10 protein-coding genes are annotated in these 16,154 nt (G+C 51.9%); all 10 read left to right on the forward strand.

Translation table 11 applies throughout. From position 1 onward, the window contains the following. The first annotated feature begins 178 nt into the window (after nt 1-178). The 10 genes from JFN88_RS20490 (at nt 179) to JFN88_RS20535 (ending at nt 16,152) form a co-directional block, all read left to right on the forward strand. On the forward strand, nt 179-1,630 hold the full coding sequence (locus JFN88_RS20490; RefSeq protein ID WP_199021121.1) for an N-acetylmuramoyl-L-alanine amidase family protein: 1,452 nt from the start codon (nt 179-181) through the stop codon (nt 1,628-1,630). 41 nt (nt 1,631-1,671) lie between these two features. Next, complete coding sequence (locus JFN88_RS20495; RefSeq protein WP_199021122.1) at nt 1,672-2,211, forward strand: GerMN domain-containing protein; 540 nt, start codon at nt 1,672-1,674, stop codon at nt 2,209-2,211. Next, nucleotides 2,212-4,950 (forward strand): S-layer homology domain-containing protein, encoded by a 2,739-nt coding sequence (locus tag JFN88_RS20500; RefSeq protein ID WP_199021123.1) that lies wholly within the window; start codon nt 2,212-2,214, stop codon nt 4,948-4,950. Nucleotides 4,951-5,161: 211 nt separating this feature from the next. After that, nucleotides 5,162-5,845, forward strand: coding sequence for an endonuclease III (gene nth / locus JFN88_RS20505; protein ID WP_199021124.1), 684 nt, complete (start codon nt 5,162-5,164; stop codon nt 5,843-5,845). Nucleotides 5,846-5,862: 17 nt separating this feature from the next. Next, a complete protein-coding gene (locus JFN88_RS20510; protein ID WP_199021125.1) occupies nt 5,863-6,135 on the forward strand; it encodes an NAD/NADP transhydrogenase alpha subunit in 273 nt (90 codons plus the stop codon). Nucleotides 6,136-6,156: 21 nt separating this feature from the next. Further along, the gene (locus JFN88_RS20515; protein ID WP_233168092.1) at nt 6,157-9,810 is read left to right on the forward strand and encodes a dynamin family protein; all 3,654 of its coding nucleotides are present in this window, start codon (nt 6,157-6,159) and stop codon (nt 9,808-9,810) included. Between the two features lie 343 nt (nt 9,811-10,153). Then, on the forward strand, nt 10,154-11,938 hold the full coding sequence (locus JFN88_RS20520) for an ABC transporter ATP-binding protein (RefSeq protein ID WP_199021127.1): 1,785 nt from the start codon (nt 10,154-10,156) through the stop codon (nt 11,936-11,938). Beyond that, on the forward strand, nt 11,935-13,764 hold the full coding sequence (locus tag JFN88_RS20525) for an ABC transporter ATP-binding protein (RefSeq protein WP_199021128.1): 1,830 nt from the start codon (nt 11,935-11,937) through the stop codon (nt 13,762-13,764). The genes JFN88_RS20520 and JFN88_RS20525 overlap by 4 nt, the downstream gene beginning before the upstream one ends. A gap of 142 nt (nt 13,765-13,906) precedes the next feature. Further along, a complete protein-coding gene (gene purT, locus JFN88_RS20530) occupies nt 13,907-15,079 on the forward strand; it encodes a formate-dependent phosphoribosylglycinamide formyltransferase (protein WP_199021129.1) in 1,173 nt (390 codons plus the stop codon). A gap of 245 nt (nt 15,080-15,324) precedes the next feature. After that, nucleotides 15,325-16,152 carry a GDSL-type esterase/lipase family protein gene (locus tag JFN88_RS20535; RefSeq protein WP_199021130.1) on the forward strand — a complete coding sequence of 276 codons (828 nt, stop codon included), beginning with the start codon at nt 15,325-15,327 and terminating at the stop codon, nt 16,150-16,152. The last annotated feature ends 2 nt before the right edge of the window (nt 16,153-16,154 follow it).

The raw sequence follows: 16,154 nt of genomic DNA on the forward strand, positions 1-16,154 counted from the left end.
GCGAAGTGGGGGACAGGGGAGAGTATTGGGAGCTTCGATCAGATCAGGACGGGGAATTTTAAAATACGTAAATTTTACCTCGAAACGCAACTTTTTCTGTCGGAGATCGTCTAATAATTGTCTGAGAATAGTCGAATGCGGCAATTCGATACGGCCAATTATGCAACCGAGGTGAAAGATGAAAAAGCTAGTTCATTTGATGTTGTTGGTGTTGTTCGTCGTTGTTTTATGGCCAAGCCAGGGTCATGCCGCCACCGCTCCCAAACTTTTTCTCGACGGAAAAAGTATTGTGCCCGATGTTGACCCCATTATTGTCAAGGACTATACACTGGTTCCCGTTTCATTCATTGCAACCGGGTTGGGCAGTGGAATTGAGTACATAGCCCAGACCAAGACAGTTACCATACATAACAGTACGACAAACATCGAATTAAAGATTGACAGTCAGACTGCAGTTGTTGATGGACAAACAGTCAACCTTGATGCCGCCGTCCAGTTGCTAAAGGGCAGGACGATGGTGCCGCTCCGGTTTGTAGGCGAGCAGCTTGGGCTGAATGTAGAATGGGTGCAGGAGACCCAGTCTATCTATTTGACAAAAAAACAGGCTCCGCCTGAAGAAGACCCGTCTCAGAACGGCGAGCAGCCTGACCCGCTGGAAACCGTTGGAGCAAGACCTGTGCCAGCGGACGCAGTCGGCGTGGTGAAGGGGATTGAATTTGACGGTACATCGGCTATCATTATAAGCTATGACGGAGAGATTTCACCTAACGAGGCGTTTACTTTGCAAGGACCGGACCGGATTGTGCTTGATCTGCCTGCAGTTGCCTTTGCCCCGGAATTCACATCGGGCTTTAAGCTGGCTTCTTCAGGCGTTCGCAGCGGGGAAGGCAGGCTTGTGGTGGAGGGTCATCCTCTGCTGAATCAGGTGCGTTACAATTCGACGGAGGCCCCGTCTGCTGTTCGTCTTGTGCTGGACCTGACACAGGCATCCACCTATACCGTCAACCAGGGTAATGGCGTGATCCGGCTTGATCTGACAGGAATACCGGAAACGGACCAGCCTAGCCAGCCTCCAGTTGGGGACAAAACTAACGGCGTTTTTCGAGTTGTCATTGACGCGGGACACGGCGCCCATGACCCGGGAGCCAAGAGTGCTTCCAATCGCACAGAGAAGGAGTTTAATCTTGGCCTCGCTCTCAAAGTACAAGCTCTGCTGAAAAAAGAAAAGAATATCGAAGTGTACATGACCCGTGAAGACGATACCTTTATGGAACTCAGCGACCGGGCCAAATTCGCGAACGATTTAAAGGCTGATATTTTCATTTCAATTCATGCGAACAGCTTTGGTACGACTGCAAGAGGTACAGAAACTTACTACAACCGCGATGACAGCAAGGGATTGGCCGATATCATTCACAAGCATTTCTTAAAAGGGACAGGCCTGCCTGACCGGAAGGTGAAAAAGGCGGGATTCGTCGTCATCAAGCAAACGACAATGCCAGCTGTGTTGCTGGAAGCCGGATTTATCACCAATAAGGAAGATGAGAAGATATTGTATGATGACGCGGCACAAAATCGCATGGCTGAAGGAATCGTTGCGGGAATCAAGGAATACTTCAATCAGAAGTAGCCGTAAGTCTCTGAAGTCTCATTCAAAACAGGAGGACTAGGATGAAATTGAAATGGTTAATGCCGATTGTATTGCTTGCAGTTGTAGCCAGTGCTTGTGGAAATCCGGGACCGGGCAATTCGGGTCCGACGACAGGGACAGGCCAGACGGAAGAGCAGCCCCCTGCAGATGTAAAGGAAAAACAAACGATTCAAGTATTCTATACGGATGATCAACTGCTGGAGCTTACGCCCCGGGATGCAGAGATTGAATTTTCAAATGAGCAAGAAAAGATAGAAGCCGCGCTGCGGGCATTGCAACAAAACAGCGCTGACAATGAGATATCGCTCTGGGAGCATGCCATATTCAATTCCGTCACGATCAAGGACGGTGATGTAACGGTTGATCTGTCTTTGCCTGAGGAAGCGCGACTGGGCGCTCCGGGAGAATTGCTGGCGCTTGAAGCGATTCAAAATACGGTGTTCCAGTTCGATGAAGTCAAGACCCTTGATTTACTGCTCGACGGTCAGGCGGTAGAAAGCCTGATGGGGCATGAAGAACTGGAGCATCCTTTTAAAAAATCAAATGGTGAGGAGAAATAGATGATGCTGAAATCCTGTTATAAAGTTCTATCCTCCGCTGTAATTTTATCCTTGCTGGCCGGAACGGCCGCCTATGCGAATGCTGACAATGCTGTTGGCAGCGCTGCGGACAATGCGGCGTCGGCCCCGGTTCAAAAGCCGGCTACGCCGTTCTCTGACGTAAAGGCTGGTCACTGGGCGGAGAAGCATATTGCCAAGCTGAATCTGCAAGGCATTATCCAGGGGAAGGGAGCAGGCAAATTCGGAACGAATGACAATGTATCGCAGGAAGATGCGGTAATACTGGCCATCCGTCTGATGGGCAAGGACTCACAGGCGAAACAGGATGACGCAGTTGTCTTCCCTGAGAATTTCAAAGTATCCGAATATGCAAAAGGATATATTGTACTTGCGCTCCAGGAAGGACTGTTGGACAGAACCGAGGAATTCAAGAGGGCGGAAGCGGATAAATCCGAATGGGGCAAACGCACCGCGAGCCGAGAGTGGGTAACCAAGCTGCTGATTCGTGCGATTAATCAGACGAAGCTCGCCGAAGAGCTTGTCGATGCAAGCTCCCAATTCACAGATAGCGGCGATATTACCGAAGGGTATAGCGGTTATGTGAATGCGGCTGTCAACCTGAAGCTGATGAACGGCGTTTCGGCGACGAAGTTTGATCCTAAAGGGCTGATCACCAGAGCGATGATTGCCAAGATGTACAGTCTTGCAGAAAGCTATTATCCGGTTAATTATGCGAACCAGTCTACAGGCTTGATTACGGGCTTGACGGAAAATTCGATTACACTGTACGATACCGAGAGCAATTCGGAGAAATCTTACCCGATCAGCAAAAACGCGCTCTACTACCGTTTCGATTCAGAGTCGATTGCCTCCGCATCGGAGCTTACCAGATATGCCAAAGCGCTCGTCATTGCTTCCGAGGACGGGGCGGCCTACATTGAAACGCTTGATGATGATGCCAAGGTCGAGACGTTGCGCGGCGAAGTGATTCGCGTCGTGCCGGATGAAAGCAAGCTCTGGATGTTTGTGGACAATAAACCTGCTGAAATTGCTTATAGCAGCACTCTTGAAGTTAAAGATTCGAACGGCAATAAGCTGCAAGTTACAGACCTGGCAGCAGATGCTACCATTGAAGTGACGCGAGACACCTTCCGAACGCAGCCATTGGCGGTATCCATCCAGGTGCAAGGCGCGAAAATCAATAAAAGCGGCACAGGCAAAATTACGGCGGTTTCCGATTCAAGCCTTACAATCGAGAGCGAAGACGGCAGCGTCACTGAGACTTGGGGAATTGCCGAAAGCGTGCTTGTGACTTGGAATAGAGAAATCAAGTCCATTGCCGATCTGGCAGTCGGAGATATTATCAGTTACGAAATTAAAGCAGGGCTTGCAACAAAAATTAATGTAACCAGTACCGTAGTTGGGAAGACGGTCACAGGTACGCTCCAACATATTGACTCGGACAGCAAGACGATCAATTACAAGCTGGATGCAAGCACGAATACATTAAGCGCCAATTATCTGGCTGCCAATGTGCAAGTGATTATTGAAGGAATCAACCAGGCTACGGTGAGCGACCTTGTTCGAGGCGATCAGGTCAAGCTGACAATCAATGATCAGGACGCCGTGACTAAGATTCAGGTTGTGAACCGCAGGGTGGAGACGGTTAACGGGGCCAGCATTTTGAACTATGATGCAGACTCCAAAACGTTGACGATCCTGGATTCCGCCGGAAAGCCGACTGCGGTTCAACTAACCGGCAATACGAAGATTGAGTATAACGGGTCTTCTTTGGCGCTAAGTTCAGCCAGTAATTTATTGCTTAAAAACCGCAAGGTTACGATCGGATTTACAGAAGGCGTCGCTGTTTACGTGAATCTGGTGAACAGCTATACAGGGACATTGTCTGATATTAACCAGACAACGAATCAGCTCACGATTTCCTTTGAGACAGGCGGAACGATGAAAATTCCGTTTGATCAACTGTCTGTAGAAATTTACGAGAAGACGTCGTCCACTCTCTCCGATCTTAAAACAGGGGATCGTATTACGGCATTGCTCGGACCGAACCAGGATAAAGTCGTTGCCATTCAGCTTCACCGCATTATTCAACAAGAGGTCGTATCTGTCGATACTTCCAATAAGAAAATCAAACTTAAGGCACAGGATGGCTCTGTAAACGAGTATTCGGTAGGCACAAACATGAGACTGCTTAATGACAAGGGCACTTCAGTTGGTCTGAATGTATTTGGCGCTGATCAGGTGGTCAATGTGCAATTTGTGGGCAGATTGCCGGGCAGCATTCAGCAGGTTGAAGTTACATTCGGCAAAGTGACTGCTGTAGGTTCTGAACAGCTGACAGTGGAGACGCTCTCCGGCAGCAAACAGAATATCAAGCTTGGCTCTAACTTCCGGGTGATTCGCAATGGTTCATCCAGCACTAATGTCTCGTCCGTTTCTGTCGGAGATTATGTGGACATCCGCAAGAATGAAGAGGAAGCTCTCATTGTAACGGTGAACTCGGGTACGGTGAGGAAGTTCAGAAGCTACATCGCTTCGAGCAAGGAGATGTTCGTATTTGCCTCTTCATTGAATGACAACAACGTCCGTTATGTATTGTCCGATGATACGAGAGTCATTATAAATGGCAGTTCGTCCTCTATGCAGGAATTAAAAAATGGTGATGAGATTACGCTTTATTTCATCAATGGGAAAATCGCCCTTATCGTGAAATCATAAGCATGGGGAGAGGCGTTCATTCATTATGAAGCGCCTCTTCTTTTTGTACCTGCACAAGGCGCTGGCGCTTGCAAAACGGCTTTGTTTTGCATATTTTCAGGTCGGATGCAAGAACTGTTCACACTTCCGAAAATTTATAATAATAGACTTGCGCAGAGTGATATTTTTCGCTACACTTTGAACGAAGCCCACAATAGGGAGAGAGTGAGCAATGAACGCAAAACAGATGCGAGAGATACTGGATGTAATCGCGGAAATGTTCCCTGACGCGCATTGTGAGCTGAACCATAGCAATCCGTTTGAACTCACGATTGCTGTACTCCTTTCGGCTCAGTGTACGGACGAGACGGTGAATAAAGTAACGGCCGACCTGTTCAAGAAATACAAGCGTCCCGAGGATTATCTGAGTGTCCCTCTTGAAGAGCTTCAACAGGATATTAAGAGAATCGGTCTGTACCGGAATAAGGCAATGCATATTCAGAAGCTGTGCAGACTGTTGCTTGATAAATTTGACGGGCAAATTCCGCAGGAGCATGACAAGCTGGTTGAGCTGCCGGGCGTTGGCAGGAAGACAGCCAATGTTGTCATGTCCAATGCTTTCGGGGTACCGGCTATTGCCGTGGATACGCATGTGGAGCGTGTATCCAAACGTCTGGGTGCGGCCAAGCCGGATGATTCGGTTCTTGAAGTGGAGAAGAAGCTTATGAAGCTTGTGCCTCGGGAGGAATGGACGCTGACGCATCACCGTCTGATTTTCTTTGGGCGCTACCATTGCAAGGCGCAGAATCCGGCTTGCAGTATATGCCCGCTGCTGGACCGCTGCAAGGAAGGGAAACGGCGTATGAAGCCGACAAGAAACAGGAAAGATAAGGAAGGTACACCACTACAACGTTGAGAAAAGGATGGGTCACGATGAAATGCATTTCCGTATATACAAATAACTTTGAGGCGTTTTCCGATATTTATGAGCAAATCCTGGCGGCGCCCCCGGAAGAAAACGAGGACCTGGTCTTCGAAGGTATTACTGTAAGCGGCTCGGGCGATGTTCCAGAGCAATATATCGAAAGAATGCGCGTGAAGCCTGAGGTTGTTGTGATGAAGGAGAAAGGAAAAGGCATTACCATTTTGCAGCACGGTAATGTATTTGAAATCTGCCTGCCGGTTGACAGCGCTGACGCGGGGTAATTTATGACGACAGACTGTACAATGTCAAAGACAGAATCGCTACTGACAGAGCTTGCCTCCTTGATGGAGGCAGCAGGCGATCTGCTGCATGCCCGCCAGGTGCGGGAGTTGAATGACAAGCAGCAGGCTGGCAAGCTTACAGTCGCCTTCTGCGGTCATTTTTCCGCGGGGAAATCCACGCTCATTAACCGGTTGTGCGGTACAATGCTGCTTCCTTCCAGTCCAATTCCCACCAGCGCAAATGTTGTCTCCATTCGTTATGGGTCCCCTTGTGCGACCATTACACGGCTCGAAGACGGGAAGGAGAAGCAGGTTCAGGTAGCCCCTGATCAGCTCGAAGCCTACTGTGTGAACGGGACCGACTTTAGCTCGGTTGATATTACGTATCCTTTGGTTCATGTTGGAAAACAAACGGTGCTCCTGGATACGCCGGGCATCGATTCAACGGACGACGCTCACCGGATGGCGACCGAATCGGCGCTTCATTTGGCGGACGTCGTTTTTTATGTGATGGACTATAACCATGTGCAATCGGAAATTAACTTCTCCTTTGCCAAGCAGTTGAAGGATTGGGGGAAGCCGCTTTATCTTATCGTCAACCAGATCGACAAGCATCGCGACGTGGAGTTGACTTTTGATCAGTACCAGCGTTCGGTGGAAGAGGCTTTTGCCAACTGGAATCTGGAGCCAGCCGGAATTATATATTTGTCGCTGCGTCAGCCGGAGCATCCTTATCAGCAATGGGAGGCGCTCACGTTGATTTTGCAGCAACTGGAGACGCTGGCGGGACCGCTGAATGAGACCAGTGTGGCCGCCTCTGCCCGTCATTTGGCACAGGAGCATATCCGCTGGCTGGAAGCGGGCCAGACAGGGGAGCGTGAGCGACTGCTTGCCGAAGCGGGAGGCGAGGAAGAGCTTGCTGTTGTCAGGGCGGAGCTTGCACAGCTTGAGGAAGAAGTGCAAGAGAGCAAGGCAGCCCCGGAGAAGCTCAGAACACGGCTCCGGCTAGAGGTACAGTCCTTGCTGGATAATGCCAATATTACACCTGCTGCGACCCGCGATCTGGCCCACTCCTTTCTGGAGAGCCGCAAGCCCGGGTTTAAGACCGGATTTTTGTTTGCCGGTTCCAAGACAGCAGAGGAGCAGCAGAGCCGTCTGGATAAATTTCACGCGGATTTTTCGTCCAAGGCGGAAGCCTCTATCGAATGGCATCTGGCTGATTTGCTGCGCAAAGAAGCCGGTCAAATCGGCTGGCGCGACGAATCGCTCGAAGAGCGGCTGGCTTCGCAGTTAAGCGGTATTGTGACGCCGGAGTCGCTGGTGTCGCAAATTCAGCCAGGCGCGGTATTCAGCAACGAATCCACGATGAATTACTGCAAGGAACTGGCTGCCGCCGTTAAAGGGCAGTTCCGCAAGCGGGGGCTCGACATCATCGACGAGCTGGTCGCAGTTGCCCGCGCCGCAGGTGACGCAGCGGCGGTGCAGACACAGTCGCGCATAGCTGCGCTTGGCGGCGAGGCGCAGGCGCTCGGCGCGCTGGCTGCGCTGGACGCCGCGCTAGACCGGCAGCGTCAGCGCATGCAGCCGCTGCTGGCCGCGCCGCCGGCGCTGGAGCCGCTGCCGCGCCCTGAGGCGCCTGCCGCAGCCGCTGCGCCGCAAGGCGCTGGCGTGGCGCAGCCGCCGCAAGCTGCGCCTGCCGCAGCGGCTGTGCTGCGCGGCGACATAGCGGCTGCGCACGGGCGCGAGGCGCAAGCGCGCGGCCGGGATAGCGCCGCCGCTGCGCTGCTGGCGCCGCAACGGCAGGCGGCGGCGATGCTGGAGCGCGCGGCCGGGCTGCTTGAGCCGCACGAGCCGCTGGCTCAAGCCGCGGCATCGATGCGCGGCAAAGCGGCGCGCCTGGCGCAGAGCCGCTTCACGATCGCGCTGTTTGGCGCATTCAGCGCGGGCAAATCTTCATTCGCGAATGCCCTGATCGGGCAGCGCGCCTTGCCGGTATCGCCGAATCCGACAACGGCGGCGATCAACCGCATCGTCCCGCCGGACCGCGAATACCCGCACGGCTCGGCCAAAATCGTCATGAAATCGCGCGAGGCGATGCTGGATGATGTTCGTTACTCCCTCGCTCTGCTAGGGGAGGATGCGAAAAAAGCTTCGGTTGCAGAGCTGCTGCGCATGATCAAGTCACTCTCGCCCGGTGCGATTCATCCGGGAGGACGGCCTCACTACAGCTTCCTGAAGGCCGTACTGCAGGGCTGGGAGGAGATGGAAGGCCAGCTTGACAGTCAGCTCAAAGTTGATGAAGAGCTGTATAGAAGGTATGTAGCCGAGGAATCGAAATCATGCTTCGTACAAGAAATTGAACTTTACTATGATTGTCCGCTGACGGAGCAGGGGATCGTGCTGGTCGATACGCCGGGCGCGGATTCTGTCAATGCCCGTCATACGGGAGTCGCTTTTAATTATATTAAAAATGCCGATGCCATCTTATTTGTTACGTACTACAATCATGCATTTTCCCAGGCTGACCGCCAGTTTTTGATGCAGCTTGGCCGGGTGAAGGACCAGTTTGAGCTTGATAAAATGTTCTTTATCGTTAATGCGGCCGATTTGGCGGCGGATGAGAAAGAACTTGCCGGCGTATTGTCCCATGTGGAGGCCAACTTGCTGCAGCATGGTATCCGTAATCCTCGGCTGTTTCCGATCGCCAGTCTTGCAGCCCTCGAAGGGAAGCAGGACGATGATTCGCAGCTTCAGGAACAATCGGGCATTGAGGCCTTCGAGCGTTCCTTCCTGAACTTTACTTCAGGTGAGCTGGGGCAGTTGGCGGTTGCTTCAGCCGAGCAGGATATCAGCCGTGCAATCCAGTCTGTAGCCGACTGGATTGCCTCTGCCGAAGGGGATGAAGCGACCAGGCAAGCAGAGCGTCTCCGTCTCCAGCAGGAGGCTGCCGCGGCACAGGAGCAGGTGCAGCTGCTGCAAGGGACCGTTCCTTTTGAGCCGCTTGCCCAGGAGCTGAGAGAACTCCTGCATTATGTGCTGCAGCGTCTCCGTTTCCGCTTTGGCGATCATTACAACCATGCCTTCAATCCATCTGCCTTGCAGGATGACGGCAGGGATATGAAAAAGATGCTCTGGAGCTGCTGGCTGGAGCTTCAACGCCTCTTGCAGAGCGAACTGTCCGAGGAAATGCTGGCTACCTCACTGCGGATGGAAAAAACGATGAAGAAGCTTGCCGTGCAGACGTATGATGCCGCAGTCCTGGAAGCGTCCAAGCGATTGTCCGGTTTTGCTCCCGCTTCTCTGGAGCCGCTGGAGTTGCCTACGCTGGAAGTTGGCGAATTGTGGCAGACGGATCGTGTGGAACTCAAGCTGCTGACTTCCCGTTTCAAGAATCCAAGGCAGTTTTTTGAGGGAGACGGCAAGTCGCTGCTTCGAAAAGATTTGGAGAGCATCATCGAGGCCCCGCTCAAGACCTATACCGATAGCAAGATAGAAGCATGGCACGAGAGTTATCGCGAACTGTGGCGAAAACTGTTGGAGGATGCCGCGAATCAGCTGGCCGTCGGGATCGACGGTCATAAGGACCGCCGCTTGGCATCACTAAGCGCCAATATCGATCCTGCCCTGCTCCAGGCGCTGCATAAGCATTTGCTCGAAATCAGGAATGATTCTTAGCCGTTGCAGGCTGTTCAATCTTATACGGTCGTGTTTGAAGCACCACCCCCGTCAGCAAGGGGAGTGGTGCTGTTTTGTTTTGCGGCGCAGGGAAGGAAAGCCGTCCGTCTACGCTTGATCTTTTGGACAACATGGGCAGTCCCTGTGTGATGCCAAAAACGGAGCATTTGGCACCTTTACATACCAATTTGGAATATTCGAAAGAATACCCTGCCATCTGTCTGCAATTTGTGAACAAATCGTGTCTTAGTTCCAAATATGGTCAGATCAGATGTTTGCCGTCTAGGGAGGATGCTGTTAAGATTCTCTCATGTCTAAAATTTTGTAACGGGGAGAGAGTTCATTGGACGTCTTTAAGCAACTGAAAGACTATTATTGGCCGGAACGCAGGCTTCTGGCGGCATCCATTATCAGCCTTATTTGTGCGACTGCGCTGGGACTAGTCTATCCGCTCATGCTGAAAACCCTCATCGACGACGCCATATTGGGCGGTCAATTTGATCTAGTTCCAACAATTGCTCTGACAGTTGTAGGCGTTGTCATTTTGAAGGGCCTTTTGCAGTTTGTACACGGTTTCTTCGGGGGGCGTCTTGGCAACCGAGTCGCTTACAGGCTGCGCAATGAGAGTTACAAGAAACTGCAATATTTGTCCTTTCAGTACTATGACAAAGCCAAGACCGGTGACCTGATGTCCCGGTTGACTGCCGATCTGGAAGCGATCCGCAATTTTGTCGGCTTCGGATTTGCCCAAATTTTGAATATGATTCTGATGGTTCTGTTCGGCGGTGCATTGATGATCTACATCAACTGGCAGCTGACGCTGATCACATTTGTAACGATGCCGCTGCTCGCTTTAACAGCACTCAGATTTGAGAAAAGGATTCATCCCGCCTTCCAGGAGATGCGGCTGGCGATGAGTCATCTGACGACCGCAGTACAGGAGAATATTACGGGCGTAAGGACGGTCAAGTCCTTTGCCAGGGAGCCGCATGAGGTCGGCAAATTTTCCGAACGGAGTGAAGAGTACAAAGAAAACCAGATCCGCGCGGCCAAAATTTGGGGGAACTACTTCCCGGTCATGGAACTGCTGGCAAGCTTATGTATCGTTATTCTTCTTGTCGCAGGCGGCACACTTGTCATTAACCAGCAGCTGCTGCTCGGAGAACTGGTCGCCTTTTTCAGTCTGATCTGGTATATCGTATCTCCTATGTGGGGACTTGGTTTCCATATCAACAACTATACGCAGTCCAAGGCATCAGGCGAGCGTGTGCTGGAACTGTTCAACCAGTACGTTCATGTCAAAAATGATGAGCGTGCCGTTACGCTCGAGGATGAAAAGGTGAAAGGCCATGTTTGTTTTGACAAGGTGACTTTCAGCTACGAGGGCAAGCAGCCGGCGCTCAAGGAACTGACCTTCGATGCTCCTCCGGGCAAGGTTATCGGGCTTTTAGGAGGAACTGGCTCAGGGAAATCAACGGTCAGCCAACTGCTGATGCGGGCGTACAACATTCAGGAAGGCCAGATCACCCTTGACGGCCACGACATCCGCAAAATCGATATTGCCAGCCTCCGCAGCCAAATTGCAACGGTATTCCAGGAAACCTTCCTGTTCTCCGCCTCCATTCGCGACAACATTGCCTACGGGATCAATGAGGTGACGATGGACGAAATTATTCGGGCATGCCAGCTTGCCAAGGCGCATGATTTCATTATGGAACTGCCGCTAGGCTACGATACAGTGGTCGGGGAGCGCGGTCTCGGCTTGTCGGGCGGCCAGAAGCAGCGGATTGCAATCGCCAGAGCACTGATCAAAAATCCGCGCATTCTGTTTCTTGACGACGCGACAAGCGCCGTGGATATGGAGACTGAGCATGAGATCCAAGCAGGTTTCCGCGAACTGATGGCAGGTCGAACAACCTTTATCGTTGCGCACCGGATTTCTTCCCTGCGCCATGCCGATGAAATTATAGTTCTGGACAACGGTGAAGTTATCCAGCGGGGAACGCATGAAGAGCTGATCGCCGTGCCGGGACATTATCAGGATACTTATCATATTCAATACGCCGATCGTCCTGTGCAATCCAATTCCGTTGACGGGGACGGCAAAGAAAGAAGGGTCGCGCATTGAGCCAGCAGCAAAGCAAAGCCTCAAGCAAGCGGGAACGCTTTGTATACGAGGATGATGAGGTTATTGAAAAGCCTTTTAACTGGGCGCAGCTAGGCCGTCTGTTTCATTATATGAAACCCTACAGAAAGCAGCTTTTGCCGATTATTATCACAATGATGATACTCGGAACAGCCACACGGCTGGCGATCCCGGCCTTGATTATTCTCGCCATCGACGAAGCGATCTGGCCGAAGGAAGGCAGCCCGAGCATGACGCTGTTGTACACGTATGCTGCAATTATGCTGGCCTTATATATTATCCAATGGGGCGCTAACACGCTTCGCATTCGGTATACGAACATTATCGGGCAGCGCATCATCTATGATCTGCGTCATGATTTGTTCAGCCATATCCAGAAGTTGTCCTTCCGCTTCTTCGACAAGCGCCCGGCCGGTTCGGTGCTGGTACGGGTTACGAATGATATTAATGCCCTGCAGGATTTGTTTACCAACGGGGTTGTGAACCTGATGATGGACTGCGTGCAACTCGTAGGCATCGTCGTCATTTTGCTCCTTTGGAATTTCCAACTTGGCGCTGCGGTGATGATTACCGTACCGCTGATGTTTATCGTCTCGACCAGCCTGCGCAAGCGCATCCGCTTTGCCTGGCAGGATGTGCGGACGAAGCAATCGCGCATTAATGCGCATTTGAACGAAAGCATCCAGGGCATCAAGGTGACGCAAGCGTATGTGCAGGAAAAGAACAATATTCATTATTTCGACCATATGAACAAAGTCAATATGAAGGCCTGGCACAAGGCCTCGGCGCTCAACCAGACCTTTGGTCCGGTGATCGAGATTACATCGGCAATCGGCACGCTTATCCTGTTCTGGTACGGCTCTCATCTGATTCAGACGAGCGTCATTACAGTGGGCGTCCTGGTCGGCTTCGCCAATTATATCGGCAACTTCTGGGACCCGATCAATCGTCTGGGACAGATGTACTCCCAGTTGCTGATTGCGATGGCTTCCTCCGAACGCATCTTCGAATTTATAGATGAGAAGCCTAGCGTGCCTGAACTGCAGGAGCCGAAAAGACTGAAAGAAATTGAGGGGCATGTCAAATTCGAAAATATCGTATTTGAGTATGAGGCTGGCCGTCCTGCACTTAAAAATATTAATCTGGAGGCGCAGGCGGGGCAGTCGATTGCGCTTGTCGGCCATACAGGTTCGGGGAAAAGCACAATTATTAATTTGCTCTGTCGTTTCTATGACCCTGTGCAAGGGCGCGTACTGATCGACGGGCAGGATATTCGCGATGTTACGCTGGAGAGCCTTCGTTCCCAGGTCAGCATCGTGCTTCAGGACACCTTTATTTTCTCCGGCTCCATTCGTGATAATATCCGTTACGGCAGACTGGATGCTACTGATGAAGAGGTGGAACTGGCGGCACAGGCGGTTAATGCGCATGAATTTATTAAGTTGCTGCCGGACGGCTACGACACTCAGGTAGAGGAGCGTGGCAATGTGCTATCCATGGGAGAGCGACAACTGTTGTCCTTTGCGCGTGCGCTGCTGGCTGACCCGAGGGTTCTGATTCTGGATGAGGCGACAGCCAGCATTGATACCGAGACAGAATTGAAAATTCAGGAGGCGCTCAAAACACTGTTGTTCGGACGTACCTCTTTCATCATTGCCCACCGTTTGTCAACGATTCGCCATGCGGACAAAATTGTCGTGCTTGACCATGGCGTCGTTATGGAAGAAGGCAATCATGATGAATTGATTCGTCATAAGGGAATCTATCACGGCTTGATTGAGGCGCAATACCGTTTTCTGTCGGCTTAGACGCAAGGAAGCTGGCTGAAACCAGCTGCGGCTCCTATCATTTAAGCTTGACTTTATCCGTAAAAAACCTCCACAATGGAAGAAAAAGATCGTGCTCCCGGCGCTTGCCGGGAGACATTCGCTTCCAGGAGGTTTTTTCTATATGTTTGGTTCACCACTCTCTTCACATGCTGTAAAAATGCTGCTGCTCGGCTCCGGAGAGCTTGGCAAGGAGGTTATTCTGGAAGCGCAGCGGCTTGGTGTGGAAACGATTGCCGTTGACCGTTACGATCATGCTCCTGCGATGCAGGCGGCGCATCGCTCTTACAGCATTGATATGCTGGACGGACAAGCATTGCGGGAAATTATTGAACGGGAACGCCCGGATTATATTGTGCCTGAGATTGAAGCAATCGCTACCGACATGCTTGTGGAGCTCGAACAGGAAGGCTATCATGTTGTACCGACCGCAAAAGCGGCCAGACTGACAATGGATCGTGAAGGAATCCGCAGGCTTGCCGCGGAGGAGCTTGGATTCCCGACCGCGCCGTACCGGTTTGCCGAATCGCTGGAGGAGTTGCGGGCTGCTGCCGCCGAGCTTGGTTTTCCCTGTGTAATCAAGCCGATTATGAGCTCATCGGGCAAAGGCCAGAGTGTTTGCCGCAGTGAGGCGGAGCTTGAAGGTTGCTGGAATATGGCGCTTGAGGGCGGGAGAGCCAAGAAACAGAAAATAATCGTCGAGGGCTTCGTCCGCTTTGATTCCGAAATCACCTTGCTGACGGTCCGTTCTGTCTCCGGTACAACCTTTTGTGCGCCGATTGGCCATATTCAGCAGGATGGAGACTATGTGGAATCCTGGCAGCCGCATCATGTTAGCGAGGCTGACCTTGAGCAGGCGCAGCAAATTGCGGCTAAAGTGACCGAAGCGCTTGGAGGGTATGGCATTTACGGGGTGGAGCTGTTTTTGACCCGGGATGGCGTGCTGTTCAGCGAAGTATCGCCGCGTCCGCATGATACCGGCATGGTCACGATGGCAACTCAGGACTTGTCGGAGTTTGCGCTGCATGTACGCGCCATTCTGGGCTTCCCGATTCCAGGGATAAGACTGCTGACGCCGGGTGCAAGCAGCACGCTGAAGGCAGAGCGCGAGCAGTCGGATTTTCGAATCGGCGGGGTTGAACAGGCATTGGCGCTTCCGAATACTCAGGTGCGCCTGTTCGGCAAGCCATCCACGAAGCCGGGACGTCGGATGGCGGTTGCCCTAAGTACAGCGGAGGATGTGGAGCAGGCCCGGGAGACGGCAAGACAGGCGGCCGGTCTTTTGTATATCGAATAATTTGTTTACAGCATTATAGGACAGGGTGCAGGGCTGCATGGTGATTCCGGGGCAGTCCTGTTTTTTATTGAATAAATAGAACATGTGTTCTATAATTATGATGCATAATTTGCAAATTGCGCCAAGAACATATATTTTAAAATATACAAGCAACGATTTGATGCGTGCCGGGACGGTCACTCGTATGAGCCGGTTTGAGCATGTAAATGATTTCGGGAGTGAGATAGGAAGGGGAGACGACACGTATGAACAAGCGTTCCAGGGGCGGGGCCATTCTGTGGCGGACAATTGCAAGCGCCGCAGTGCTGGCAAGCTTGCTGCTGCTGTTCGGTTTTGCCTACGCTGTGAGCGATATTTTGAGGCCGCCTGCACTGGTATTGGGAACTGAGCCCCCGTTGGCAGGTCAGCAGCCGCAGCTTGGCGCCAAGGAAGAGCTTAAAATCGTCGCCATTGGCGACTCGCTGACCAAAGGCACAGGCGATGCTACCGGTGAGGGTTATGTCCGTCGGGTTGTAGCCGGATTGTCGCAGAAGCTGGGCAATCGGGTCAAGCTCGTTAATAATGTGGCCATTAACGGCTTGCGTACCGATCAATTGATTGACAAGCTTCAGCAGGACGCCGGCATGCAATATGCGCTGAAGCAGGCGGACCTGATCCTGTTCACGATTGGCGGCAATGATTTGTCCAAGCTTGCGCAGACTGCATTAAGAACGGACAGCGGCACTGCGGATTTCGGTGCAGAGGAGATCGGCAATCAGCTTTCGGACGGGCTTGGACGGCTGGATCAAGTATTCCAGTTGGTGAACCGCGCTAATCCTGATGCCCGGGTTGTCTATGTTGGGCTGTATAATCCTTTTTATCCGATACCGGAGTTGCGTTCAGGCAGCCTTCAGGTACAAAAATGGAATGACAAAGCCTACGAGCTCAGCTTTTCCTACCCGAATATGAAGCTGGTTCCGATATTTGACCTGTTCGAAGATGAGGCGGGCACTTATCTGGCTTCTGACCGCTTTCATCCAAATAGCGAGGGCTATGCCCATATTGCGGAAAGAATTGTCCAAATGCTGCACTAGAG

Origin of the sequence: Paenibacillus roseus (assembly GCF_016424485.1) — a bacterium.
GTDB lineage: Bacteria > Bacillota > Bacilli > Paenibacillales > Paenibacillaceae > Paenibacillus_D > Paenibacillus_D roseus.

Excerpts from the sequence above, each read along its gene's own strand:
- JFN88_RS20510 (WP_199021125.1), top strand. The coding sequence starts at position 5,863 with ATGAAATGCATTTCCGTATATACAAATAACTTTGAGGCGTTTTCCGAT.
- JFN88_RS20535 (WP_199021130.1), top strand. The coding sequence starts at position 15,325 with ATGAACAAGCGTTCCAGGGGCGGGGCCATTCTGTGGCGGACAATTGCA.
- JFN88_RS20500 (WP_199021123.1), top strand. The coding sequence starts at position 2,212 with ATGATGCTGAAATCCTGTTATAAAGTTCTATCCTCCGCTGTAATTTTA.
- JFN88_RS20495 (WP_199021122.1), top strand. The coding sequence starts at position 1,672 with ATGAAATTGAAATGGTTAATGCCGATTGTATTGCTTGCAGTTGTAGCC.
- nth (WP_199021124.1), top strand. The coding sequence starts at position 5,162 with ATGAACGCAAAACAGATGCGAGAGATACTGGATGTAATCGCGGAAATG.
- JFN88_RS20490 (WP_199021121.1), top strand. The coding sequence starts at position 179 with ATGAAAAAGCTAGTTCATTTGATGTTGTTGGTGTTGTTCGTCGTTGTT.
- JFN88_RS20515 (WP_233168092.1), top strand. The coding sequence starts at position 6,157 with ATGTCAAAGACAGAATCGCTACTGACAGAGCTTGCCTCCTTGATGGAG.
- purT (WP_199021129.1), top strand. The coding sequence starts at position 13,907 with ATGTTTGGTTCACCACTCTCTTCACATGCTGTAAAAATGCTGCTGCTC.